Origin of the sequence: Leptolyngbya sp. BC1307 (assembly GCF_002286735.1) — a bacterium.
In the GTDB taxonomy this organism is placed as follows: Bacteria; Cyanobacteriota; Cyanobacteriia; order Phormidesmidales; family Phormidesmidaceae; genus Phormidesmis.
This window is the reverse complement of record NZ_NRTA01000004.1, coordinates 174,270-198,991: the sequence shown is the minus strand read 5'-3', so window position 1 is coordinate 198,991 and position 24,722 is coordinate 174,270. Positions and strand designations below refer to the sequence as shown.

19 protein-coding genes are annotated in these 24,722 nt (G+C 54.5%); 10 read left to right on the top strand and 9 right to left on the bottom strand.

Annotated features, from left to right (window positions below; translation table 11 throughout):
* The first annotated feature begins 803 nt into the window (after positions 1 to 803).
* From CKL79_RS04290 to CKL79_RS04280, 3 genes are all read left to right on the top strand, one after another.
* Positions 804 to 1,382 carry a photosystem I assembly protein Ycf4 gene (locus CKL79_RS04290; protein WP_121968346.1) on the top strand — a complete coding sequence of 193 codons (579 nt, stop codon included), beginning with the start codon at positions 804 to 806 and terminating at the stop codon, positions 1,380 to 1,382.
* A 161-nt stretch (positions 1,383 to 1,543) separates the two neighbouring features.
* A complete protein-coding gene (locus CKL79_RS04285) occupies positions 1,544 to 2,317 on the top strand; it encodes a peptidylprolyl isomerase (protein WP_121968345.1) in 774 nt (257 codons plus the stop codon).
* Positions 2,318 to 2,366: 49 nt separating this feature from the next.
* On the top strand, positions 2,367 to 3,542 hold the full coding sequence (locus tag CKL79_RS04280) for a beta-ketoacyl-ACP synthase (RefSeq protein WP_121968344.1): 1,176 nt from the start codon (positions 2,367 to 2,369) through the stop codon (positions 3,540 to 3,542).
* A 234-nt stretch (positions 3,543 to 3,776) separates the two neighbouring features.
* Here CKL79_RS04280 and CKL79_RS04275 read toward each other — a convergent pair whose 3' ends face one another.
* The 6 genes from CKL79_RS04275 to CKL79_RS04250 all read right to left on the bottom strand — a co-directional run bounded on the left by CKL79_RS04275 (position 3,777) and on the right by CKL79_RS04250 (position 11,827).
* Positions 3,777 to 7,049 (bottom strand): valine--tRNA ligase, encoded by a 3,273-nt coding sequence (locus tag CKL79_RS04275; RefSeq protein ID WP_121968343.1) that lies wholly within the window; start codon positions 7,047 to 7,049, stop codon positions 3,777 to 3,779.
* 197 nt (positions 7,050 to 7,246) lie between these two features.
* Positions 7,247 to 7,591: a hypothetical protein gene (locus CKL79_RS04270; protein ID WP_121968342.1), complete on the bottom strand. Its 345-nt coding sequence runs from the start codon at positions 7,589 to 7,591 to the stop codon at positions 7,247 to 7,249.
* Between the two features lie 133 nt (positions 7,592 to 7,724).
* Positions 7,725 to 8,600 (bottom strand): ABC transporter permease, encoded by an 876-nt coding sequence (locus tag CKL79_RS04265; RefSeq protein WP_121968341.1) that lies wholly within the window; start codon positions 8,598 to 8,600, stop codon positions 7,725 to 7,727.
* 94 nt (positions 8,601 to 8,694) lie between these two features.
* Positions 8,695 to 9,714, bottom strand: coding sequence for an ABC transporter ATP-binding protein (locus CKL79_RS04260; protein ID WP_121968340.1), 1,020 nt, complete (start codon positions 9,712 to 9,714; stop codon positions 8,695 to 8,697).
* Between the two features lie 32 nt (positions 9,715 to 9,746).
* Entirely contained in the window at positions 9,747 to 10,727 is a 981-nt protein-coding gene (locus CKL79_RS04255) for a heme o synthase (RefSeq protein WP_121968339.1), read from the bottom strand.
* 71 nt (positions 10,728 to 10,798) lie between these two features.
* Positions 10,799 to 11,827 carry a heme A synthase gene (locus tag CKL79_RS04250; protein ID WP_121968338.1) on the bottom strand — a complete coding sequence of 343 codons (1,029 nt, stop codon included), beginning with the start codon at positions 11,825 to 11,827 and terminating at the stop codon, positions 10,799 to 10,801.
* Between the two features lie 626 nt (positions 11,828 to 12,453).
* Between CKL79_RS04250 and CKL79_RS04245 the strand changes: the two genes are divergently transcribed.
* The 3 genes from CKL79_RS04245 (at position 12,454) to CKL79_RS04235 (ending at position 15,962) form a co-directional block, all read left to right on the top strand.
* A complete protein-coding gene (locus CKL79_RS04245) occupies positions 12,454 to 13,434 on the top strand; it encodes a cytochrome c oxidase subunit II (protein WP_240518652.1) in 981 nt (326 codons plus the stop codon).
* Positions 13,435 to 13,605: 171 nt separating this feature from the next.
* Positions 13,606 to 15,237 (top strand): cytochrome c oxidase subunit I, encoded by a 1,632-nt coding sequence (ctaD, locus tag CKL79_RS04240; RefSeq protein ID WP_121968361.1) that lies wholly within the window; start codon positions 13,606 to 13,608, stop codon positions 15,235 to 15,237.
* Between the two features lie 104 nt (positions 15,238 to 15,341).
* On the top strand, positions 15,342 to 15,962 hold the full coding sequence (locus tag CKL79_RS04235; RefSeq protein WP_121968337.1) for a heme-copper oxidase subunit III: 621 nt from the start codon (positions 15,342 to 15,344) through the stop codon (positions 15,960 to 15,962).
* A gap of 7 nt (positions 15,963 to 15,969) precedes the next feature.
* Here CKL79_RS04235 and CKL79_RS04230 read toward each other — a convergent pair whose 3' ends face one another.
* The gene (locus CKL79_RS04230) at positions 15,970 to 16,878 is read right to left on the bottom strand and encodes a trypsin-like serine protease (RefSeq protein ID WP_170943966.1); all 909 of its coding nucleotides are present in this window, start codon (positions 16,876 to 16,878) and stop codon (positions 15,970 to 15,972) included.
* A gap of 51 nt (positions 16,879 to 16,929) precedes the next feature.
* Between CKL79_RS04230 and glgX the strand changes: the two genes are divergently transcribed.
* From glgX to CKL79_RS04215, 3 genes are all read left to right on the top strand, one after another.
* Positions 16,930 to 19,059 (top strand): glycogen debranching protein GlgX, encoded by a 2,130-nt coding sequence (gene glgX, locus CKL79_RS04225; RefSeq protein ID WP_121968335.1) that lies wholly within the window; start codon positions 16,930 to 16,932, stop codon positions 19,057 to 19,059.
* 44 nt (positions 19,060 to 19,103) lie between these two features.
* On the top strand, positions 19,104 to 20,912 hold the full coding sequence (locus tag CKL79_RS04220; RefSeq protein WP_121968334.1) for an ABC transporter substrate-binding protein: 1,809 nt from the start codon (positions 19,104 to 19,106) through the stop codon (positions 20,910 to 20,912).
* Positions 20,913 to 21,188: 276 nt separating this feature from the next.
* Complete coding sequence (locus CKL79_RS04215; RefSeq protein WP_121968333.1) at positions 21,189 to 22,313, top strand: pentapeptide repeat-containing protein; 1,125 nt, start codon at positions 21,189 to 21,191, stop codon at positions 22,311 to 22,313.
* Between the two features lie 22 nt (positions 22,314 to 22,335).
* On the opposite strand, the gene CKL79_RS04210 is transcribed toward CKL79_RS04215, so the two are convergent.
* Together CKL79_RS04210 and CKL79_RS04205 are read right to left on the bottom strand one after the other, a co-directional pair.
* Positions 22,336 to 22,788 carry a TIGR02588 family protein gene (locus CKL79_RS04210; protein WP_121968332.1) on the bottom strand — a complete coding sequence of 151 codons (453 nt, stop codon included), beginning with the start codon at positions 22,786 to 22,788 and terminating at the stop codon, positions 22,336 to 22,338.
* 15 nt (positions 22,789 to 22,803) lie between these two features.
* Positions 22,804 to 23,715, bottom strand: a complete 912-nt coding sequence (locus CKL79_RS04205; RefSeq protein ID WP_240518651.1) for a TIGR02587 family membrane protein — start codon at positions 23,713 to 23,715, stop codon at positions 22,804 to 22,806.
* A gap of 230 nt (positions 23,716 to 23,945) precedes the next feature.
* Between CKL79_RS04205 and CKL79_RS04200 the strand changes: the two genes are divergently transcribed.
* Positions 23,946 to 24,680 (top strand): DUF2993 domain-containing protein, encoded by a 735-nt coding sequence (locus CKL79_RS04200; RefSeq protein ID WP_121968330.1) that lies wholly within the window; start codon positions 23,946 to 23,948, stop codon positions 24,678 to 24,680.
* Positions 24,681 to 24,722: the final 42 nt, after the last annotated feature.

The window sequence follows — 24,722 nt, the reverse complement described above, 5'->3', positions numbered from 1 at the left end:
CCAGCCGATAAAGACAAATCGGTCGCGCTTTAGCCAGTCGTCGAGAACGTCAAACCGTCCCCGCCCGGCGGGCGCTTGTCCCATTGCTATAGTCATTTTAGAATCCTCTTTAGTTGGCGCTTAATAGGGATTAAGTCCTTTGTATCTAAAATTGGGTCCACCGGGGGCAGACGCAGCCTCAGATGCTGGTGAATCGAACCCCGGAAGATTCGGAGCGATCCATAACCAGGCAGCTAGAAATCACTGCCATAAAGGATTTTGGCATGTAACCATCATAAAGACAGATCACTTTTTTTACAATCTGTCATGTAAATTCTCAGATTGCTTTCCGAGCGAAAATCGCCCGCATTTCCCGGCTATGAGCTGAAACAGCCGCCGGCTTTCGCCCTCTAAAATCTGGTCAAGCCCTTTGCTGTCAGTGGATACATCCGGCAAGGGGTCTCGGCCACCTGAGTGAATAATAAACTTTTCCGAAAGAATAAGTAAAACGGTTAACAGACCGGTTAGCTGGGCGCGTCTACTTACCGGTCACCCTGCTTTTGCGTCCCTTTTTCCTCCCCTGATCTCGCTGAGCGTTCACAGCGCCTCGCTGTTTGGTCGCTATCTGAGAATGTTTCGGTTTGTAAATGGCCCGGTTGCTAAACCAGATTGCTCAGTAGATACGGGAGCAAAGCCGATATCATAAGATTTAAGTATCCCTGCCGATTAGCAATAGGCTACATGCAGCCTGTGTCAGTCTGCTGGCGTAACGCTATATGGGCTGTCTGATCTGGGCGAGTCCTTACCTTATTACTTTGTTATATATGGCTGCTTCTAAAACACCTGCTAAAACTTCTGGCCAAACGGTCTTGCAACGAGAGATTTTAGGCGCGCGGCGTCCGAGTAACTACTTCTGGGCGGCGGTGACTGCTGTGGGGGGCATCGGCTTTTTTCTAGCCGGGGTGTCTAGCTATCTGCACACTAACCTGCTGCCGTTTTCCGATTTGCCCGCTCAGCTAGTGTTTATTCCGCAGGGCATTGCGATGGGCTTTTACGGCCTGGCGGCGATTTTGCTGTGTACTTATCTATGCCTGATCATTGTTTGGAATGTGGGCAGCGGCTACAACAAGTTTGACAAGGAGGCAAAGGAAGCGCAGATCTTCCGGCGTGGCTTTCCTGGGGAAAATCGGAAGATTGACCTGCGCTACCCGCTAAAGGATTTGCTGGCCGTCCGCGCTGAGATTAAAGAAGGGCTGAATCCCAAGCGATCGCTCTACCTGAAAGTAAAGGGCAAAGGCAATATTCCCCTGACCCGAGTCGGGCAGCCGATTTCTCTGGCCGATTTAGAAAACCAGGGGGCTGAATTAGCCCGGTTTTTGCAGGTACCGCTAGAGGGCCTGTAAAACGCTCAAGAGAACGCCTGGAACGAACGCCCTGAAGGCACCCTTAGAACAAATTGACTGACTGGCTGCAGCGTCAGCGCATTGAACGGCCTCTCGTCCTATGGCAAAATAGGCCCTCATTATCATCAGCGACACAAGTATTAGCAACATAAGGAACAATCATGATACTAGGAATACATTCGCGAGCGCGGTGGAGCGTTCTGGTTGCGATTGCGCTGCTTTTAGGTAGCTGTAGCGGTGCGGAGCCTCCCGCCGCCGAAGCGCCAGCCGCACCCACTGCCGCCATGCCTGCTGCCCCCGATGCGGCTGAGCTTACCGCCGGGCTGGCTAAGCTAACGGGTAAAGCCACCGTAGAAATCGTGGTTGACGGGAGCCCGATTACGATCGAGGTAGATGGCGATCTGGCCCCTTACACCGCCGGTAATTTTGTCGATCTGGCTGAGAAGGGGGTGTATGACGGCACTGTGTTTCACCGGGTGGTGCGATCGCCTGAGCCTTTTGTAGTCCAAGGCGGCGACCCGCAGAGTACTGACCCTAACGTGCCAGTCAGTCAGCTTGGTACCGGTAGCTATATAGACCCTGCCACCGGTCAGCCCCGGCTAATACCCTTGGAGATTTTGCCTGAGGGGGCCGATCAGCCTGTGTACGGTCAGACTTTTCTGGAGGCGGGCGTTGATGCTGAGCCCGCTTTGACCCATCGGCGAGGAGCTATAGCGATGGCGCGTTCTGGCGTTAATACGGCCTCTGCGCAGTTTTATATCACGCTAGCAGATGTCACCTTTTTAGACGGTGACTATGCGGTGTTTGGCTATGTCACCGCTGGCATGGACGTGGTTGATGAAATTGAAGCGGGTGCTGTGATCGAGTCAGTGACGGTGACCGCTGGTGCAGACAACCTGGTACTACCCGCAAGCGGTAAAGCGGCAGCAGAATAGAGTTGCTAGTCGCTTTGATGAGAGGCGGTCACGTTCGCTATATGCTCAAGTGAAAGATTCGCCTACTGTAGTCGTGACAGGTCTCGGCCTGACCACAGCGCTAGCGCCGACAGCGCTGACGACTTGGCAAAAACTAATGGCTGGTGAAAGTGCGATCGCGCTTCGCCAGCCTTTTTTAGATCTGGCCCCAGGTCCGCTGGCGATGGGAGGGAAGCGACCTGTGGATCTGAGGGCGCTGACGCGGCGGGTGGTGGGTGAGGCTTGGGTGGATGCGGGGTTGGAGAGAGGAGAAGGGGAAAAGGGAGAAGGGGAAAAGGGGAGGATTGCCTGTGGGGTGGTGATGGGGTCTAGCCGGAGCTGTTTGCGGGACTTGGAGACGATGGCGGGTGAGCAGCGGGCAATGCCGGGACAAGTGAGGGGCGATTGGCTGGCGGCGTTGCCTTCCGAACCGGCTTTGGTGGCGGCGCGGCGCGTGGGGTGTGAGGGGCCGGTATTAGCGCCGATGGCGGCTTGTGCGACTGGGGTTTGGGCGATCGCACAGGCGGCAGATCTGATTCGCACCGGGCAGTGCAGCCGGGTGGTGGCGGGGGCGGTGGAGTCGCCGATTACGCCGCTGACGCTGGCAGGGTTTAGAAAAATGGGGGCGCTGGCGGCGACGGGCTGCTATCCGTTTGACCGGCGGCGGGAGGGGTTTGTGCTGGGGGAAGGCGGCGCGGCGCTAGTACTGGAGTCGGCGGCGTTGGCAGAGCGACGCGGGGCGCGGGTGTATGGGCAGATTTTGGGGGCGGGCCTGACCAATGACAGTCACCATCTGAGTTCGCCTGATCCGCGCTATGGCATGGCTAAGCGGGCGGTGGCGCAGTGTTTGCAGCGCAGTGGGCTAAGCCCGAGTGAGATTGATGCGGTGCATGTTCACGGCACGAGCACAGCGCTTAATGATCGGATGGAGGCGAGCTTAATTGAGCAGATTTTTGGCCGGGAGATGCCAGTGATGGCGACGAAGGGGGCGACCGGGCATACGTTAGGGGCTTCTGGGGGAGTGGCGATCGCTCTCAGCCTGCTCGGTTTACAAGCGCAGCAGCTGCCGCCCTGTACCGGGTTATGTCAGCCCGATTTCGATCTAAATTTTGTCCGACAGGCAAGGACGACGGCGCTGCAGCACATGCTCTGCTTTAGCTTTGGGTTTGGCGGGCAGAATGCGGTGCTGGCATTAGGCCGGATATAGGCAGAGAGAATAGCCGCCCCGTACTTTCTCACGAATTTTTCATTTGCTTTTGGGCCAATTCGCTATTATTTAGCACACCAGGAAAACAACAAAGTCGAAAATTAGTCGCTGAGCGTTTTCTGGTAGAGAGGCTACATCATCTTGCAAGTTGCTAAGATCAGGCATTCTCATGTCCTCTGTTCTTCTGATATGAGTCAATATTCAGAACTGAGTTCCTGAAAGGTCGGTCACGTTTTACAGCATTGCCAAGCGCTCACGGATGAGTTTGGCCTGCTTCTCTGCCTCAGCCAGTGCGTCTCTTGCGCCCTGCACTACCTCTACCGGAGCTTGGTTAACAAAGCCCTGATTGCTTAAGCGCCCGCCGAGAGATTTCATTTCGCCTTCAGCCTTACCCAGATCCTTTTCTAACTTGGCTCTCAGCGCCTCTACATCTACCACGCCCGTTAGTGGGATTAGCACCTGCACGGTGCCGGTTACGCCCGCAAACATTTTCCGCTGGTCTTTATTCAGGCTGCCAGTTGGCTTGGCTTTGGAGTCAGCCCTGATAATTTCAGCGGGGGTCACGCCCGTGGGTGCGGGGCTCATGTCAGGCGATTCGCCACTGCTGGCCGTGGCCTGGCTGGTCGGCTTTCCGGTCACTTCTACCCAGGCTTGATTGAGTTCGGCGATCGCGCGATCGCGTTTCTCAGCCGTATAACCCTTCTGCGCTACAAACCGGACGACATAGATAACGCCAACCAGCTGAAACAGTCCTGCGAGACCCGGCAAATCATCAATGGCATCGAGCATGGAGCCAAATACCTTGATGGTCATGAGGCTGCCTAAGAGAATTGCCAGAGAAAAAGCAGGCTTTTTGTAGTCGCTGAAGAAGCTGCCGAAGTAGTGCGTCGGCTGGTCTAAAAACTGTGATATTGCGTCGGACAACCGCTGCCAGAGAGAGGTGGCCTGAAGGTTGGGCGGGTTGCCTATTTCAACCATTTCTTCGGCCTCTGCGATCGCCAATGTCTCAGCTGTAGTCTCATGCGCTGGTGCAAAGTCGGTATCGCCAATAGATAGGCTTTCCACCCTCGCCATCTCTTGAATGTAGGAGCGGGTGGCCTGGAGGATTTGCAGCTCAAGGTCGCTATCTGTCTTCAGCAGCGTCTCAATTTTGGCAGAGGGCTTAATGCCCGCCTCAGCTCGCAGATTGCGAATGGTGCGGATGGTATCAATCAGCAGCTCAAACTGCGCTTCTAAATCCGGGTCGATCTGCTGAGCATCGGCCATCGGATAGCGCTGTACGGCTAAACAGTCAGCCGTCTCCCCACTCGTTGAAGCACCCGTGAGCGTATGCCACAGCTCCTCAGTGATGTGCGGCATAAAAGGATGTAGCAGCTTGAGAATGCCCTCCAGCACATAGGCCAAAGTTTGCTGAGCCGTGTACTTAGTCTCGCCGTCGCCGTAGAGTCGGGGTTTGACTAGCTCAATGTACCAGTCGCAAAAATCACCGCGTGTAAATTCGTATAGCTCTTTAGCTGCTTCGCCCATGCCGTAGTCGTCTAGCTGCTGGCGCGATCTTTCAATCGTCTGGTGATAGCGCGAGAGAATCCATTTATCCGCCAGCTCTAAAGGATCCTCACCGCTGCCTGGCGTTCCCAAGATAGCGGGCGTCTGGCCGTCGAGATTCATCATCACAAACCGGGAGGCATTCCACAGCTTATTGGTAAAGTTGCGCGAGGCTTCTACCGCCGAAGATTCATCGGTTTTGCGGTCATAGTCCAGGCGAATATCTTGCCCGGCTCCAGCAACTTCGCGCACCAGCGTATAGCGCAGCGCATCGGTGCCGTATTTATCAATCAGCACCATTGGGTTGATGCCGTTGTTTTTAGACTTTGACATCTTTTGACTATTTTCATCTCGCACCAGGCCGTGGATATACACCGTGTCAAACGGCATTTGGCCGGTGAAGTGCCCGGCCATCAGGGTCATGCGGGCTACCCAGAAGAAAATGATGTCGAAACCCGTGACTAGCGTTTGGGTCGGATAGTAAAACTGGTAGTCGGGCGCGTCGGTATCGGGCCAGCCCAAAGTAGACATCGGCCAGAGTCCGGAAGAAAACCAGGTATCCAGCACGTCTGGGTCTTGACGCAGCTCTACCTCGTGGCCCGTTTCCTCAGCGGCTCTATTCAGGGCTTCGGTTTCGTTCATCGCCACGACAAAAGGCGTATTGTCGGTGATTTCGCCGTTGGTTTCGCTGACGATATACCAGGCCGGAATTTGGTGGCCCCACCACAGCTGGCGAGAGATACACCAGTCTTTCAGGTTCACTAGCCAGTCACGGTAGACTTTTGTCCAGCGGTCGGGCACAAACTGAGGGTCTTGCTGCTCATCTAGGGCAATCAGGGCTTTATCGGCCAGCGGGCGAATTTTGACAAACCACTGGGTAGAAATCAGCGGCTCAACGGGGACTTTGCCGCGATCGCTGTAGGGCACCGAATGCCGATAGTCTTCTCGCTTCACCAAAAAGCCTTCTGACTCCAGGCGGTCTACGATGCGATCGCGCGCCTCAAAGCGGTCTATGCCGGCAAACTCACCCGCATTTTCATTCAGCGAGCCGTCTTTATTAAGAATATTGATTACCGGCAGATGGTGCCGCTTACCCATCTCGAAATCATTCGGGTCGTGAGCGGGCGTCACCTTCACGCAGCCCGTACCAAACTCCAGATCGACAAATTCATCGCCAATAATCGGAATTTCGCGTCCCATAATTGGCAGCGTTAGCGTTTGGCCAATCAGGTGCTGATAGCGCTCATCGTTCGGATTGACCGCCACCGCCGTATCGCCCAGCATGGTCTCAGGCCGGGTCGTCGCCACCTCCACTGAGCCTTCACCGCTGCTCAGCGGATAGCGCAGATGCCACAGATGGCCGTCAACTTCTTTGTTTTCTACTTCTAGATCAGACACGGCTGACTGGCTGGCCGGGCACCAGTTCACCATGTAGCTGCCCCGGTAGATCAGCCCTTCGTTGTAAAGACGGTTAAAGGCGGTAAGCACAGCTTTCGAGAGCCCTTCATCCATCGTGAAGCGCTCACGCGACCAGTCTACCGAAACGGCCAGTTTCCGCAGTTGGTTGACAATCGTGCCGCCCGATTCGGCCTTCCACTCCCAGGCCCGCTCTAAAAACTTTTGCCGTCCGACGGCTTCTCGGGTTTTGCCTTCGTCAGCGAACTGACGCTCTAATATCGTTTGCACAGCGATGCTGGCATGGTCAGTACCGGGTAGCCACAGCGTATTGCGCCCTTTCATTCGCTGGTAGCGGACGACCGTGTCGATCAGCGTATGTTCAAAGGCGTGGCCCATATGCAGGCTGCCGGTGACATTGGGTGGCGGCATCATTACGCAAAACGGCTCGCCGCCCCGACTCGGATCAGCTTTGAAGACTTCTTGGGCTTCCCAGTATTCCTGCCATTTTGTCTCGGTCGCGGTGGGATCGTACTGGCTAGCTAGGGTCGGTGTGGTGGCGGTCATTGCAGGTGGGGTGCGGATACGGTCAGGTAAATGGTAGCAGTGATTTGAGCCTTCATGCGGTCAGGCTAGCAACTCGAACTGGCAAAAGCCAGCGGCGGGCACAATTGAAAAAGGCACCGGGCGTCGTCTTGCGATCGCCCAGTGCCCTTCCCGTCATTTTTATTCAGTAAAAACCAGCCTGAGAGTGAAAGTCTGCTTTACTCAGCCGGTGTAGCCGTCGAAGTAGGCGCAGACTCATTGCGCTGCTCTAAAATTGCCCGCTGCCGCTCGCGCAAAGATTCCGCCTGGCTATTGATCCGACGGCCCTGGTTACGGTAGAAACCGGCATCCACCACGCCTGCCCCATTTAGAGCACCAGCCTGATGAAAAATATCCCAAATATCCATATCCGAGCCGAGAATGCCGTCATTCGAATCAGCTGATTTGAAGTCTTCAGCAGTATTGGCAATGCCAGAGTCTTGAGCGGTCGCTGGCGCTGAGACCACGCCCACCATACCCAGGGCCAAACCTGCGCCCATCAGCCGAACCAACAGGGTATTCATCCGTTCACTCTCCAAAAAAGTTTCTAGTTAAGCCACAAGCCGCCGGGTCTTAGACACCAAGCCTTGGTTTTCTTTAGTTTACCAATGACTCTGTCATTCACCCCATAATCTGTGCCGGTCTTCAAGTCGGCCTTCAGGCAATCCGACGACTGATCAGCGGGCGAATCGTCAGCAGGGCAGTGGCACTAAAGACCAGCAGAATGCCTAGAGCCAGGCCCAAACTAATGTCGCCGAAGGGCGCTTGCATCACAATGCTGCCAAAGCTCCAGTCTGAGTGGAGATAGATGTAGCGAATCGGCTCAATGGCGTAGCTCAGCGGGTTAAGACTAGCGACTACCTGTAGCCAGGTCGGCATAAAAGACAGCGGCACCAGCGCCGTACTCGCAAACAGCAGCGGCAAATTGGTGATAAAGATAACGGCTAGCAGCTCAATGTGGCCGGGTAGGGCAAAGGCTAATCCCAGACTCAAGGCCGTCACGCCAAATACCAGCGTCAGCACGATCAGCGTTACCAATAGCAAACCGCCCGGACCAGGCAATCCGGCTCCAAGCACCGCGCTTAGCGCCACAATCGCCGTGGTCTGAATCAGGCTCATGGTGCCAATAAACAGCGCCGAAGCGACCACAATCGAAAAGCGGGAGGCCAGCGGCGCAACCAGCAGCCGATTGAGAAAGCCAAACTCGCGGTCAAACATCACGGGTAGACCCGCGTTTAACGCGCCAGCAAAGGCCGTAAAAACGATAATGCCTGCCCCTAAAAACTGGCCATAGTTCTGGCTTTCGCCAAAGAGACCTTTAGGCACATTTTGAAAGAGCGCGCCGAATAGAATGAGCCACATCAGCGGCTGAATCACGCCTGCGACCAGTGTGGTCGGGCGGCGCTGAAGCTGAATGAATAGACGGCGGGTGAGCGCCGTTGTCTCCTGGATAAATTCACTGATGCCAGGGGAAGGCAGCGCTGGAGCGATCGCGCTGTCAAGATTAGAAGTAGGGGTGATAGATTGACTCATCGGTTTACTCAGGTTTGCTGAGGTCAAATCTGTAGGGCTAGCTCTAGGCTAACGCAGCCGGGCTGAGTTATGCGATTAGCTTATCTAACCGCGCCTATCGCATGCTCTGCTTGCGCTCTTTCTTCACGTCGCGCTGGCCCACAGCGGCCATTTCGGCATCCATCAAAGTCCGGCCAGTTGCAGCTAAGTAGACATCGTCCAGGCTGGGCTGAGACTGAGAGATGCCAAAAGTCGGTAGGCCCGCTGCTTTCAGAGCTGACTGAACTGCGGCCAGCGCATCTGCCTCTTTATCAACGACTAAGTTTAAGGAATTTCCCTGAGCGCTGTTGACAATGACTTCTTGGACAACGGGCAGCGCGGCCAGTAAATCGCGGGCGCTGCTGGCTTCCTCGTCGTCGGTAAATTCTCGAATGCGGAGAGTGATGCGATCGCCCCCTACTTCAGCTTTTAGTGCTGTTGGCGTTCCGGTAGAGATCACCTTTCCTTTGTCAATAATCGCCACGCGGTTAGCCAGCGCGTCTACTTCTTCCAGGTAATGGCTAGTAAGCAAAATCGTTGTGCCCTCTGTCCGCAGCTGACGCAAAAACCGCCAGACCGCCGTCCGACTCTCAATATCGAGCCCCACTGTCGGTTCATCGAGTACCAATACAGACGGCTGATGCAGTAGTCCTGCCGCTAGATCCAGTCGCTTTTTTTGCCCGCCAGAATAGGTGCCCGTTTTTTTGTCGGCAATTTCAGTAATCTCTAGCAGTGAGAGCATCTGCTCAATACGGGTTTTAGTCTTAGCCTTGGGCAGGTGATAGATCGCCGCCTGTAGGTCTAGCAGCTCTCGCCCGGTCAGTACCTTGTCTAGAGCGACCTCCTGGGCAATGTAGCCAAGCATCTGCCGGGCTGCACGCGGATTGTCCAGCACTGAGACGCCGTTTAGTTCTAGGCGTCCGGCATCGGGTGCCATCAGCGTACAGAGGCAGCGAATGACCGTGGTCTTACCTGCGCCATTTGGCCCGAGCAGGCCAAAAATCTCCCCAGGCTCAATCGCAAAAGAGACATCCTTGACCGCTTCTACATCGCCGTAGGACTTCTTAAGATTTTCTACTAAAACAGCGGCAGCCATAGATTACCTTTGTACCGGACTCTCTCAATACCCTAGCCCACCATCGGAACTGCGGCTAAAACAGACTGTAGAGCGCTGGCGATCGCCGCCGTCCCCATCCGCACGATTGGCAGTGAGTCAATCACCATCGCTACCGAAAGTAGCATCATATAAAAAATGGAGTACTTAAAAGTGCCCCTCGCCAGATCGCGGTCGTCATAGCTGCCGCGTAGCTGCCAGGCTTTTTGCAAAAACAGCAGGCCCAGCGCTAAGGCACTCAGCCCATAGACCGCACCACAAACGCCTAGCGGATAGACCAGTAGCAGCGTGAGCGGCACCAGCACCACCGTGTAAGCCCAGATCTGTTTAGCAGTGGCTTGGTTACCTACCACCACCGGCAGCATCGGCACCTTCACCTTGGCGTAGTCGTCTTGAATCAGCATTGCCAGCGCCCAGAAGTGCGGCGGCGTCCACACAAAGACAATCGCAAAGATTACCCAGGCAGCCAGACTGAGATCGCCTGTTACCGCTGCCCAGCCCACCAACGGTGGAATCGCCCCAGCTGCGCCGCCAATGACAATGTTCTGCGGTGAGGAGCGCTTCAGCCAGTAGGTATATACGCCGATGTACACGGCGATCCCAGCCATTGCCAGGCTAGCGCTCAGCAGGTTGGCAAACCCGGCTAGCAGCGCAAACGACATCACCGCCATGACCAGGGCAAACACCAGCGCATCTCTGGGCTGCACCCGACCAGAGGGGATCGGTCGATGGCGCGTCCGCTCCATGTCGTAGTCAATATCGCGGTCGTAAATGCAGTTAATGGTTTGCGCTGAAGCAGCAGCAAGCGTACCGCTGAGCAGCGTTACTAGCAGCAGCACCGGACCAACACGGCCCTGGCCTGCCACCCACATGCCCGCTGCCGTCTCAATCAGCAGCAGTGGAATAATGCGCGGCTTAGTGAGCTGCCAGTAGCTGCGCACTACCTCGCCGAAGCTGTCGTGGTGGCGGGCGGCCCAGATGGAAGAAGTTTGCATAGTTAAGCTTTTCTCAGGGGTTATCAAAGGGGGTTATCAAAGGAGATGGCCGAAACAGCTACAGCGAGTGATTAAGCCGGGAATTGGAGCGGGTTTTCCTCAGGGTTGCTTTCCTCAAACGGGGCAGCAGCGACTATGGTCTGTGAGGAGCGGGTCTGTGAGGAGCGGGTCTGTGAGGAGCGATCGCGCAAAGCCAGCACCGTAAAACACACCAGACAGCCTAGCAGGGCTGCGCCAATCGTTTGGTGACACACCGTCAAGGGCTCTACCTGTAGCCGCAGCTTAAAGGTGGCCACACCCAGCGCAATCTGCAGCAGCAACAACAGCCCTGCAGCATTGGCCAAGCCGCGTAGCCACTGGTCAAGAGCAGGCGTTCGCCATACGGCCACAACCAGAGCTAAAACTGTCAGCGTCGGTGGCACGACCCCAGCCATGTGAGTATTCATCACATTGCACAGGTCTGCCAGGCCGAAGCACTGATGTGCGGCCCAGCGAGAGCCTACCAACCCGCCAATAATGCTCTGAGCGTATACCAGCAGCGCCGCCGCTAGCCCGAGCCAGGGTAGTTTGCCGACGTTGCCAGCGGGCTTGTAGGGCATTAGCGCCGTGCCGATAATCAGCAGTGTGCTGAAAAATAGCAGCGCCGTGCCCAGGTGCGCGGTGACAATGTCAAATCGCAGTAGCTCAATCACGGTCAGACCCCCCAGCAGGCCCTGCACCACAATCAAAAACAGAGCGCCGACCGCAGACCAGGGTAACCAGGCAGGCAGCGATCGCCGATACCAGCCGCTCAGTCCCACTAAGCCAATCGCCATCAGTCCAATTAAAGAAGCATCTAGCCGGTGAAACCACTCTAAAAACACCCGCAAATTCATCTGAGCGGTCGGCACGAGCTGACCGTAGCACAGCGGCCAGTCGGGGCAGGCCAAACCCGCATTCATGACGCGGGTAGCGCTGCCGACGGCCATCAGGGCGAGCGTGGCGATCGCCATCTTCCATATCCATCTTCGAATCAGCGTTTGAGCTGACGAATCTTTTGCAGCCAAGTTGGGAGCAGCCGATGGAGAAAGGGACGGGCTCGAAAAACTGGGATTTGCCATAGGGATCAAAGCGGGGGTTAGGGCGTAACGACCGGGCGAAAATAGAGAATTGGCTACCAAACTTTTCAAAGTTTGTGACTTGTCCCGGTCAAATTTCCTCTCGATGAAAATATAACGCGAGCAGCCGGATATTCTCTTGTTGTAGACATTTTCTTTTGATAGTGACGGCTGCGTTTAATGTTGCTTAACAATTAGCTCTGCTTCTTTTATTTCTTTGGGGTGGAGGTTAACCCTTAATAGCCCTGAGGTCAGGCAGCAGTCTCTCAAGCAGTGAGCCAGAGAGTAGACGCACGCAATGAAGCTGACGTAGTCCGCTATACAGCAGGGATGAGGCCAGACGCTTTTTTACACAGTAGAGATTGAGACCGTAGAAATGAGGCCTCAGCTAACTTTAAGCTTGTTTAATGAAGATTTGTCAGCGTTATCTGCCGAATAAATTCTAGAGAAAATATTAAGGGAACAGAGGTGGCTAGGAAAAGCGCTCATATCTTTCAAAAGAACGCTACCTTGAGATAGGCGATGAGGCATTCTGAACCCTCGCCTATCGGTACACCTCGCTCATACGTTGAAAGCAACAGATCTATTCACGATCTGTAATGAATCCTGTGAATATTCCCAGCTCGATTGTGACTCTTTTAGTAGGTATATTCGTTACCTTGGCCAGCCTATGGTACGGCCAAAACCACGGCCTGATGCCAGTGGCGGCTTCCAGCGAAGCTGAGCTGGTAGACGGGCTGTTCAACACGATGATGACTATTGGCTTTGGCCTGTTTTTGCTGGTCGAGGGAGCGCTGGTGGTAGCCGCTGTTCGCTTTCGTCGCCGCGAAGGTGACATGGGCGACGGGGAGCATCTAGAAGGCAATATTCCTTTAGAGATTTTGTGGACAGCGATCCCGGCGGTCGTCGTACTCGGTATCTCTATTTACAGCTTCGATATTTACAGCCGCATGGGTGGCTTGGAGCTGATGAATCACGATATGTCACCCGCAAGCGCGAAAGCCGTGCAGGTGGCCTACGCGCCTGATTCGCTCTCGGGCGATTCGCTGCTGAGTAAGGCCGGTATGGGCGTCATGCCCGGAATGGCAAGTGAACCGACCCTGGCAGTAGACGTTAAAGGCTTGCAGTATGCCTTCATCTTTACCTACCCTAACGGCATCGTAGACGGCGAACTGCATGTTCCTTCTCACATGCCAGTCACGCTGAATCTCAACGCTGAAGATGTGCTCCACGCCTTTTGGCTACCTGAGTTTCGGATTAAGCAGGACATGATTCCCGGGCAGGAGACCAAGCTGGCGTTTAACGCTATTCGCGAAGGGAGCTATCCGGTTGTCTGCGCTGAGCTGTGCGGCCCCTACCACGGCGGCATGCGCACTCAGATTATCGTTCACTCTGCCGATGACTATGCGGCCTGGGTCGATAGCCGGCTGACTGCGATGGTCGGGGGCGACACGGCGATCGCTAATCTCCCTGCGCCGCCAGCCGAGCGCACTGACGCTGAATATCTGGGCAACTTTGTAGCGCCGATGCAGCTGGCAGTCGCGCCCGAAAGCCTAGCCTCTCTGCATAGCGTGGCGACACATGGCCAGCATCTGCACCACCCTGGCTAGACAAACTCTGCTCTGGCGCTTAGAAATAAGTACGAGAAATGAGTACGAGAGACGAGCGCCCCATATTTTCCTGACTTTAGTATTTACCTGACACTTTAGCCGTAACGACTGAAAGCGTTTATGACAGTAACTCCAGAGGCAAAAGCGCCCGCCGCCCCATCAGAGATTCCTATGCTCTTGGGCAACGAACGCAAGTGGACTGACTATTTCACCTTTAGTACCGATCACAAGGTTATTGGGATTCAATATCTGGTGACGGCCTTTTTCTTTTATCTGGTTGGCGGCTCGCTAGCGACGGTGATGCGCACAGAGCTGGCAACGCCGGCCCCCGATATTGTTACGCCCGATGTGTATAACGGTCTGCTAACGCTGCATGGCACGGTGATGCTGTTTTTGTGGATTGTGCCAGCGGGCGCAGGACTAGCGAATTACCTGATACCTTTGATGATTGGGGCACGGGATATGGCTTTCCCGAGGCTGAATGCCATAGCATTTTGGCTGATTCCGCCTTCTGGCCTGTTGCTAATCAGCAGCTTTTTCTTCGAGCCGCCGCAGGCAGGCTGGACCTCTTACCCACCGCTTAGCCTGACGACCGGCATGCTGGGTGAAGGCATCTGGATTATGAGCCTCCTGGTAGGAGGAACGGCCTCTATTTTGGGTGGGATCAACTTTTTGGTCACCATCTTAAAGATGCGCGTACCTAGCATGACGCTGACCGATATGCCCCTGTTTTGCTGGGCGATGATCGCGACCTCTCTGCTGATCCTCATCAGTACGCCAGTGCTGGCCGGGGCGCTCATTTTGCTCTCGTTTGATCTGTTCGCCGGGACTGCCTTTTTTAACCCCACGGGCGGCGGTAACCCGGTGGTTTACCAGCATATGTTTTGGTTTTACTCTCACCCGGCGGTGTATATCTTTGTGCTGCCGCTGTTTGGGGCGATTAGTGAGGTGGTGTCAGTCCATGCGCGTAAGCCGATTTTTGGCTACCGGGCGATCGCCTACTCCTCTATCGTCATCAGCTTCTTGGGCCTGATTGTCTGGGCGCACCATATGTTTACTAGCGGCACCCCGCCCTGGCTGCGGATGTTCTTTATGATCACCACCATGGTGATTGCGGTACCGACCGGGATCAAGGTGTTTGGCTGGGTGGCTACGCTCTGGCGCGGCAAAATCGCTTTTACCAGTGCCATGCTGTTTGCCATGGGTTTTATTGCGCTCTTTTTGATCGGCGGTATCAGCGGCGTGATGCTCGCGGCGGTGCCCTTCGACATTCACGTTCACGACACTTACTTTGTGGTGGCTCACTTTCACTATGTGCTGTTTGGGGCTTCGGTCTTCGGCGTCTTCATGGCGGTCTACCACTGGTTCCCTAAGATGACCGGGCATATGATGAATGAGTTTTGGGGCAAGGTTCACTTTGCCCTGACCTTTGTCGGCATGAACCTCACCTTCATGCCCATGCATGAACTCGGGCTGATGGGCATGAACCGCCGGATTGCTCTATACGATCCGCAGTTCACCGATCTCAACGTGCTGGCGACGATTGGCTCCTATATCATGGCGGTCTCGACCATTCCCTTCTTGATCAATGCGGCGTGGAGCTGGCGCTATGGGCCTAAAGCCCCAGCCAACCCCTGGCGCGCCCTCACGCTGGAGTGGCAGACCCTTTCGCCACCGGCCATTGAGAACTTTGAAGAGCTGCCCGTGCTGAAAACGGGTCCCTATGACTACGGTCTGGGCTACATTGCTGAAGAAGATCCGCCGGAACTCTATGAGCACGGTGTGCCCGTACCGGCTACCTAGAAAAGTAGCTCACATACTCTCGTTAGATCAGCGGCGGGGTGTGAGCTAACCTTTTTCTTTTCAGTTGAATACTCAACGATTGCAAACACCACTGATACTTACCTATGCAAGGTTCTTCTGTTAATACGGCTGAGGGCGTGATCAATATCGCTCAAGAGGGCGCAGCTAGTCACCATGAGGAGCATCCTGACCATCGCTTGTTTGGCGTGCTGGTGTTTCTGTGTGCTGAGAGTATGCTGTTCATGGGCTTATTTATTGCCTATGTCACCTTTCGGCTGGTAGCCGTAGAGTGGCCGCCAACGGGGACGCCGGAGCTAGAGGTTCTGCTGCCTGGGATTAACTCACTGATCTTAATCTCTAGCAGTTTTGTCATTCACAAAGCAGATACCGCCGTCAAAAACAACAATGTAGATGGCGTCAGAACCTGGTTTAGCGTCACCATCATCATGGGAACCGTTTTCTTGCTAGGTCAGCTCTATGAGTACAGCAACTTAGAGTTTGGGCTGCGAGATAATCTGTTTGCCAGTACTTTTTATGTGCTGACGGGTTTCCACGGCCTGCATGTGCTGGTGGGTCTGCTGCTGATGGTGGCTGTTTTGCTGCGATCGCGTCAGCCTGGCCATTACTCCAGCGAAAATCACTTCGGCATTGAAGCGGTAGAGCTGTATTGGCACTTTGTCGATGTGATTTGGATTATTTTGTTTATCTTGCTGTATCTGTGGTGAGCAGACTTTATGGCTGCATGATTGAGTCAATCCAGTCCAGGTGATGTGAGATGCGGGTGTAATATTCCCAGACGCCGTAGTAACCTTCGCCCAGCCTGGCTGAGTCTTGACCGGCTCTGACTCCGGCTACGGCCCAGCCCTGAGCTGTTTTTAGCAAAGCGGGGGAGCCGCCGTCGCCTGGCCCGGAGATGCCTTCTAGCTCTGTTGCCTCGGGGGGCGCATCGAACTTAAAAATTAGCCACTGATCGTCTACTTTTTCGATGCGATTGGTGGCTATTCGCATTTTTCCATCTACTTGGTCTGGGCCGATCAGTCCGGTGCCGAAGTCTCCTTGCCCAACGAAGGTTGCTGTTTGTCGGAGTTCGTCTGTTTGCCGGTAAAGCGGTAGCGGCGCGATGCCTTGAACTGGATGCTGTAGCTGAATTAGCGCAATATCGTTCTGCACTTCAGAGATTTCTCTATGGCTACTATAGGTATAAAAATCAGGATGAATTATTATCTGCTGAATGGCGTAGGGGGTGTTAGCGAATTCGATTTTGTGACTGATAGCAAGTTCTACAGCGACATGTGCTGCGCTTAGAATCCAAAGGGGCTGAATCAGCGTACCCATGCCATCGCAGCGAGCATAAACGTCGGGGACTGACTGAACAGCAGGGAGCAGACTGGGTTTGAGCAGCTGGTCAATATCGTCGTAGACGACCAGCACTTCTTGTTGACGGGTATCTACCGGCACGACTGCCGGAAACTGGGCCGGGCTCGATAGATGAAGAGCGGGTTCAATATCGTGACGGATGATCATAAAGCTTTCGATGGTCTTTTGACGGGCTTTTGACGGGCTTTTGACGGGCTTTTGACGGGCAGCCGAGAGCCAAACGTTACTCCCTCTGAGAAAGGCGCGGTATGCTATTGAGAACATCTTTACAGATTTGATGTCGCGATCGCCCATATTCCCAAGCCTGCTTCTTCTATGAGTATTCAACAACTGCCAGGTACAGCTAATCAGTTAGGGGCAACCTGGGATGGTGGAGGAACGAACTTTGCTATCTTTTCTGAGAACGCGACCCAGGTGGAGCTGTGCCTGTTTAGCAGGCGCGGCAAGGAGACCCGTTATCCGCTCCGGGAGGTCTATAACTTCGTTTGGCACGGCTATTTCCCAGAGATTGAGCCGGGTCAGCGCTATGGCTACCGGGTGCATGGGCCATTTGACCCTGAGAACGGCCATCGGTTTAATCCGAATAAGCTATTGATTGATCCTTATGCGCTGGCGATCGCTGGCGATGTAGACCCGGGGCAAGAAACTTTTGGCTACGACTGGCTCAATGAGGCTGAAGACCTGAGCTATAACGATGCCGATAGCGCTAAATCTATGCCTAAGTGCATCGTCGTCGATACTGACTTTAACTGGGAAGGCGATCGCCCCTTGGCCATACCCTGGAATGAGACGATTATCTACGAGCTGCACACCAAGGGCTTTACACAGCTACACCCCAAAGTGCCCAAACGGCTTCAGGGCACCTATGCGGGCCTGGCTCACCCGGCAGCGATTAAGCACCTCAAATCCCTGGGCATTAGCGCCGTGGAGCTGATGCCGATTCACCACTTTCATGCTAAGCCCGGCTACCTGGTAGACAAAGGGCTGACTAACTACTGGGGCTACGACTCACTCAATTACTTTGCGCCCTACTCTGGCTATAGCGCGGCAGGCAGCACTGGCGAGCAGGTCAAAGAATTTAAGTCGATGGTCAAGGCGCTGCACGTAGAGGGCATTGAGGTGATCTTAGACGTGGTGTACAACCACACAGGTGAGGGCAACCACATGGGGCCAACCCTGAGCTTTCGCGGTATTGACAACGCGGCCTACTACCGGCTGGTCGAGGGCAACGAACGCTACTACATGGACTACACTGGCTGCGGCAACTCGCTGAAGATGAGCCACCCGCAGGTGCTAAAGCTGATTATGGACAGCCTGCGCTACTGGGTGCAAGAGATGCATGTAGACGGCTTTCGATTTGACCTGGCTTCGGCGCTGGCGCGTGAGATGTTTGAAGTGGGGACGCTGGCGACGTTTTTTGACATTATTCACCAAGACCCGGTGCTTTCTAAAGTAAAGCTGATTGCTGAACCCTGGGACGTGGGAGACGGCGGCTATCAGGTGGGCAAATTTCCGCTGCTGTGGTCGGAGTGGAATGGTCAGTATCGCGATACGGCGCGAGACTTCTGGCGGGGCGAAGACAGCACCCTGGGCGAATTTGCGCTGCGATTTACCGGTAGCTCCGATCTGTATGAGCACACAGGGCGCAGACCCCACGCCAGCATTAACTTCATCACCGCCCATGACGGGTTTACTCTGCGCGATTTGGTCAGCTATAACGGCAAGCACAATGAAGCCAACGGCGAAGATAACCGCGATGGCGAAGACCACAACCGCGCCTGGAACTGTGGCGTAGAGGGCAAGACTAATAAGTCCGAGATCTTGGCACTGAGGGCGCGGCAGCAGCGCAATTTTTTGGCGACGCTGCTGCTCTCTCAGGGCGTCCCGATGCTGATAGCAGGCGATGAGATGGGGCGATCGCAGCTTGGCAATAACAATACCTACTGCCATGACAATGAGCTGTCGTGGATCGACTGGCAGCTACCTGACGAAAATAAGGCGCTGCTGCGCTACACCCAACGACTGATTGACCTGGTTCACGACCATCCGGTATTTCGTCGTCGCCACTGGTTTTACGGGCGCGAAATCCACGGCTCGGGCATTAGCGATATTGGCTGGTTTAACGTAGAAGGTGCAGAAATGCACGACGAGTGGACGGCAGGCTTTGTCAAAACGCTGACGGTGTTTCTCAATGGCGAAGAGATTGCCACGCCCAACCACCGGGGCGAGCAGGTGATAGACGATAGCTTTTTGCTAATGTTTAATGCTCACTATGAGCTGCTAGAATTTGCGCTGCCTGAGGGATTGAGCGATCGCCCCTGGCGCTTACTGATCGACACCAAAGCAGAAGGCTTTGTCAAACGCGCCAAGACCTACCGAGAAGACGACAAAATTACCGTTGCCGCCCGCAGCCTGGTCGTGCTGCAAAGCCCGCCAATCGGCTAAGTTTTTATCTATCATGAAAAACTCAGGCAGATTTTGGTAAGTGTATGAGTTGGCAAACGTGGGAAAGTCGGTTGCGAGGCGTACGCCTGTGGCGGTTGCTGCTGCTAGGGCTGACAATGCTGGTGTTGGCGGTAGCCTTGCCGAGCTGTAGCTTAGACCGACTGCGGCTAGAAAACTTCAGAACGCAGGCCACCGATGTACCTCGGCTAATCAGCACCGTACTGGGCGAACCTAAAACCTTTAACTACCTGCTCACCCAGGAAAGTACCAGCACTCAGGTACTTGCTCTGATGTATGAGGGCCTGATTGGTATTGACCAAACCACCAGCGAGATTATTCCGGCGCTAGCAGAATCCTGGGAAACTTCTGAAGATGGCCAGACAATTACCTACACCTTAAGAGAAGACCTGCAGTGGTCAGACGGTGAGCCCCTGACCGTAGACGATGTCGTCTTTACCTATAACGATCTAATCCTCAACGAAGAAATTCCTACTGATACTCGCGATATTCTGCGGATTGGCGCAGAGGGCAAGCTGCCGACTGTCCGGAAGCTAGACGGGCGGCGAGTCGAGTTCAGAATTCCAGAGCCATTTGCGCCTTTTTTGCGGGTGACCGGCATCGCCATTATGCCTAAGCACGCGCTCGAAGAATCGGTAAAGACCAAAAACAGCGAAGGGCAACCGCTATTTCTGTCTAAGTGGGGGACCGGGACTGACCCTTCTACAATTGTCTGTAATGGTCTTTACGTAATCGAACGGTTCGTTCCAGGCGAGCGCATTGTTTTTCAGCGCAATCCCTATTACTGGCAGACAGGCCCTAATGGCGAGCAGCAGCCCTACATTGAGGAAATAGTGTGGCCGGTTGTGAGTTCGCAAGATGCCGAGTTTGTGCGCTTTCGCTCGGGCGATGCCGACCTGATGACCATCACCCCAGATAACTATGGGCTGATGAAGCAATATGAGGCACAAGGTAACTACACCGTGTATAACGGCGGGCCAACCACCAGTCGTCTGTTTCTGACTTTTAATCTCAACAAAGGTTCTCTCAACGGCAAGCCAGTCGTAAACCCCGTTAAGTCAGCCTGGTTCAATGCGCTGGAATTTCGCCAGGCTGTGGCCTATGCGATTGACCGTGACACCATGCTTAACAATATTTTTAAGGGGCTAGGAGAGCTGCAAAATTCTCAAATTGCGCCGCAAAGCCCTTACTACGCAGAGTCGGGGCTCCCCGTTTATGACTACAACCTCGAAAAAGCCAGAACGCTGCTAGAGTCGGCGGGTTTTGAGTACCGGGGCAATCAGCTCTTTGACGCAGATGGCAACCGGGTGCGCTTTACCCTGCAAACCAACGTAGGCAATAAAATCAGAGAATCTGCCGGAGCGCAAATTAAGCAAAATCTAGAGAAAATCGGCATCACGGTAAATTTTCAGCCTATTGACTTCAATGCGCTGGTTGGCAAAATGGATACGTCCATGGACTGGGAGGCGATAGTGCTGGGCTTTGGTGCTGGTGTAGAGCCCAACAGTAGCGCTAATTTATGGCTGGCCAATGGCGGGCTGCATTTATTTAATCAGCAGCCGGCAGGGGCTGGGCCAATGCCGGGCCGGGAGGTCTATGACTGGGAGCAATCGATTAGCGACCTGTATGTGAAGGCGGCTCAGGAGCTAGACGAGGATAAACGCAAAGCGCTCTATGTAGAAACTCAGGAGCTAGTACAAGAAAATCTGCCCTTCATTCATCTGGTGGGGCAGTACTCAATGAGTGCGGTGCGTAACAAGGTTGAGAATGTGAAATATACTGCGTTGGGGGGCGTACTGTGGAACCTGAATGAGCTGAGTCTGACAGAGAACTAGATTAGAGAACTGGATTGGGCGATCGCCCTCATCAGCCCTCCTGTTTACCGGGTGAATCTTACAGAAGGTTAAGCGGCTTTTTAAAGTTTGCTGCGATTGCCGTAGGGTCAGGGCGCTATCCGCCATAATCAGAGCTAGGCCTTTATACTCTGAAGGGGGACAAATCGGCGCAGGCGCTACGGTCGGACTGTAGACCGGACTATGTTCGCCATAAGTTCTTCAGGTGCCAAGTAAGAGTGATACCCGTTTTTATAAAAACCACGCTGACCGGCGCGTATGGATCAGATTGAACAAGCCTACAGAGTTTTAGATCTAGAGCTGGGCACTTCCATGACGGAGGTAAATCAGTCGTATAAGGATCTGGTGTTTATCTGGCATCCTGATCGGATTCCGGCTGATCGCGAACGCCTCAGAGACAAGGCTGAGGCAAAGCTCAAAGCGCTGAATGAGGCTCGTTCTTTTTTGCGATCGCAGTGTCGCGATGGCAAAATCCCGGCTAGCAGCACCGTCAAGGCAGACTCGGCGAGCAAAACGCAATCTCGATCTTCAACCTATCGCCCGGGCGATGATTCTACCTACCGGCCCTACAGCCGCAGCCGCGCCTCCTACCAGTCGGCTAGCGCTAGCAATAGCCGGGCAGGTGGCTATCGTCCGCCCTATGAAGCCTACCGCCGCGCTGCTAGCTATTCGAGCAGTGCCTATGGCGATGGCTACCGGCCCTATGCGAGCAGCCAGTGGCCCCGTCAGTCTGCCAGTGACCAGGCCTCAGCAGGCAGCGGACAGTCTAATGGGAAGACGCCTAGCTCGAAGACAGACACCCCAGCCGACAGCCAAAAGGTAGAGTCAAAGACACCTGACCAAACTACCGGACAGACCAGCAGCCAAGCTAACGGCCAAACTAACGGCTACTTTCGCAGTCGAGATAGCGCTTCAACTCCTTCTAAGTCAGCCTCATCGCAACCAGCCTCCTCACAACCAGCCCCACAAACTAACAGTGGTTTTCCCTACTACACTCAGCCAGCCCGCTCTAAACGTGACCCTGACTTAAGCGGCGCAGATCTGCGGGGAGCCAACCTCAAAGAAAAAGACTTCTCAGGCCGCAATCTCAGTGGCGCAGATCTAGCAGGCGCAGACCTGAGCGACACCTTTATGCACCGGGTCAATCTCAATCGGGCGAATCTGCGTAAAGCGCGTTTGTTTCGAGCAAATTTGCTACAGGCCGACTTGAGCCATGCCGATTTGAGTGGGGCTGACCTGATTGGCGCAGATTTGAGCGGGGCTGACCTGAGCGGGGCTGACCTGAGCGGGGCCAAAGTGGGCTATGGCGACAAGATTATGGTCAAGCTGCTGGGCGCTCGCCTGACCGGTACCATCATGCCCAACGGACGCATTCATGAGTAACTGAGGCTGTTTCAACCCTGGCCTACGGCAAGCCAAAGCTAGCGACTCTGATAACTAGCTCTCCGGCCTGAGGATTGTGCTCAAACACAAATTCACCTCTCTTACGTTCGTTGCCAGAGAGGAAATCGAACTGTTGTTCACCAGTCTCATCGCTGTTGTCAGGCAGGTGGAGTTTGGCAACTACCTGGACGGTTCTAGCAATGCGGCCACCGGTATTGTGAAGGGTAAAGGGCACATAGTAGTGACCTTCAGTCAGGCGAGTGGTCTTGGCCATTTCGACTTGGAAGGCGGGGGGGAGGCTTCTGCTAATTTGCCAGTCGTAGAGCACCAGGCTGATAATGGCTGTCAGAACTAAGGCGGAGAGAGAGAGTGTGACCCATTCGGCGAGCGACCTTGCGCTGCGCGCTGCCTTACTGTCTGTTGTGCCCTGCTCTGCCGTCTCTGACGCGGTCGGATCGCTTTTATCTGCAGCCAATGTAAAACCAGGTCCCTACACTAAAATTCTTCCGGCGGCTCCACCGACTGACGCAGGCAACCCTAAGACGATTATATTGCCTAGCCATTCTTGCCAGGGATCATCGCCGCTGAGCTGCTGAAAAAAGATTAGCATCAGGGCCGAAGCGATCAGCACTACGACATAGGCTACCAGGGTTTCGGTCAGGGGGGTGAGCAGCAGTCCGCGTTCGGCGCGCTCACTGCGGTCAGTAAAGCCAGAGGCAAACACAATAATGTAAGACACTAGCAAAGAGGCGGCCATCACCAGCAGCAGCCACAGGTCAGGCAGCGCTGAAGCAATGATGGCAATCTCTTCAGTCGGGGCGATGCTGAAGGCAATTACAATCGCGCCGATCAGCGTGGCGTCGATGTCGATCAGAGTATCGCGTAGAATACTGCGAAAGCTGGTGGTCTCTGTGGCAAACGGTTCGGCTAGTGTGCGGCGCGATCGCGGACGACGCTCAAGCGTGGAGCGGGCCAGGGTCACGCCGAGGGAAAAAGGGACTCCTTCAAAAATGAGTTTGCCGAGTGCTTCTGAAAGTGGGGTTTCGAGGGTGATCCGGCGCAGCAGAATCAGAGCGATCGCTGCACAAACAATGCCAATTCCCAATGCCTCGATGCTTTCTAACACGGTTTCGATTGGCTGAATAGTGAGCGATCGCCGGAAGCCTTCAATCTGCGTCAGCAGCAGCACAACGACAAATGTCACAGCCTGCACCCCCAACAGCCGCAGCGAGTCGGTAGCAGACCCAATCGCCCACACCTCAACGGTATACAGCAGGGGAATGCCAAATAAGAAACTGCCCGCTGTCCCCCGCAAGATCGCCCGCAGTTCTTCTGCCCACATAGGATTGAGAGAAACGGTTGTCAGTTGCTTGAGGCTTGATGACTTTTGGTTAAGCGGCATAGCAACAACCGGTGACAGCATCCAGAACGCGAGCGAGACAGAGCGCAGCCAATGGATGGGCTTAGCTTAAGACGCTCTATACTTTTGTAACGGTTTGACAGCCGTGAGCGGCCTGTCGCTAATAGTTTAGTGACTAATAGATTGAAAGTAGTTGATTTGAGGGTAGCTTATAGCCAGTTAGCCTGCCGGCTACACATCAGCAGAGAACAGTCTGTATTCGGAGGAATATCGTGGCGATCGCACTTCAGGCAAAATGGTGGCAAAAGCTAGGCCAGTCTGCTTTGGTTGGGGCCGGGATGACCGGTCTGCTGTTGGCTAGCTGTAGCCCAACGAATTTGGTAGAGCAGGGCATTGAGCGAGAGCTGCCTAAATATGTGGGGCCAGCCGACAGCTACGATGTCAAAATTGAAGGGCTACGAGTTGGGGCAGGTAGCGCTGAAAGCGTGGTGGCAGTTGGCAATCGCGTTCGGCCTGAGGGTGCGCCTGTGATCGAACGACTGGCGCTAGACCTCAGCGAAGTGGTGTATGACCGCAAAGCAGAGCGGCTCTCTGAAGTCGGCGGGGCGCGGCTGACAGCTGTGATTAGAACTGAAGACCTCGCTGATTTTTTGGAGGCCAATCGCAACGTTAACGAAGCCGAGATTATTCTGCAATCGCCCGATCAAGCAACGATCCGGGTGCGGCCTCAGCTCGGTGATTTTGTCGTTCCGCCAGGGATAACCGTCGCGGTCACTGGGCAGCTAGCCGGGCAGGGCACTCAGCTAATTTTTAATGTTACAAATGTGAGTGCAGCCGGGATAGATGTGAGTGCGATCGCCGCCCGTCGCCTGTCCGATACCATCAATCCGCTAGCCGATCTGAAAAACTTGCCGATTCAAGTAGAAATTACTTCTGTGATGGTGACAGGCGAAACCATCGGTTTAGAAGTGGTAGGTGACCCTAGCAGCTTTTCTATGCGGCGCTAAACATGTTTTTTCTATACGGTGCTAAACACCGTGTTTTTAGCA

Excerpts from the sequence above, each read along its gene's own strand:
- CKL79_RS04290 (WP_121968346.1), top strand. The coding sequence starts at position 804 with ATGGCTGCTTCTAAAACACCTGCTAAAACTTCTGGCCAAACGGTCTTG.
- CKL79_RS04285 (WP_121968345.1), top strand. The coding sequence starts at position 1,544 with ATGATACTAGGAATACATTCGCGAGCGCGGTGGAGCGTTCTGGTTGCG.
- CKL79_RS04275 (WP_121968343.1), bottom strand. The coding sequence starts at position 7,049 with ATGACCGCCACCACACCGACCCTAGCTAGCCAGTACGATCCCACCGCG.
- CKL79_RS04270 (WP_121968342.1), bottom strand. The coding sequence starts at position 7,591 with ATGAATACCCTGTTGGTTCGGCTGATGGGCGCAGGTTTGGCCCTGGGT.
- CKL79_RS04265 (WP_121968341.1), bottom strand. The coding sequence starts at position 8,600 with ATGAGTCAATCTATCACCCCTACTTCTAATCTTGACAGCGCGATCGCT.
- CKL79_RS04260 (WP_121968340.1), bottom strand. The coding sequence starts at position 9,714 with ATGGCTGCCGCTGTTTTAGTAGAAAATCTTAAGAAGTCCTACGGCGAT.
- CKL79_RS04255 (WP_121968339.1), bottom strand. The coding sequence starts at position 10,727 with ATGCAAACTTCTTCCATCTGGGCCGCCCGCCACCACGACAGCTTCGGC.
- CKL79_RS04250 (WP_121968338.1), bottom strand. The coding sequence starts at position 11,827 with ATGGCAAATCCCAGTTTTTCGAGCCCGTCCCTTTCTCCATCGGCTGCT.
- ctaD (WP_121968361.1), top strand. The coding sequence starts at position 13,606 with ATGCTCTTGGGCAACGAACGCAAGTGGACTGACTATTTCACCTTTAGT.
- CKL79_RS04235 (WP_121968337.1), top strand. The coding sequence starts at position 15,342 with ATGCAAGGTTCTTCTGTTAATACGGCTGAGGGCGTGATCAATATCGCT.
- CKL79_RS04230 (WP_170943966.1), bottom strand. The coding sequence starts at position 16,878 with ATGTTCTCAATAGCATACCGCGCCTTTCTCAGAGGGAGTAACGTTTGG.
- glgX (WP_121968335.1), top strand. The coding sequence starts at position 16,930 with ATGAGTATTCAACAACTGCCAGGTACAGCTAATCAGTTAGGGGCAACC.
- CKL79_RS04220 (WP_121968334.1), top strand. The coding sequence starts at position 19,104 with ATGAGTTGGCAAACGTGGGAAAGTCGGTTGCGAGGCGTACGCCTGTGG.
- CKL79_RS04215 (WP_121968333.1), top strand. The coding sequence starts at position 21,189 with ATGGATCAGATTGAACAAGCCTACAGAGTTTTAGATCTAGAGCTGGGC.
- CKL79_RS04205 (WP_240518651.1), bottom strand. The coding sequence starts at position 23,715 with ATGCCGCTTAACCAAAAGTCATCAAGCCTCAAGCAACTGACAACCGTT.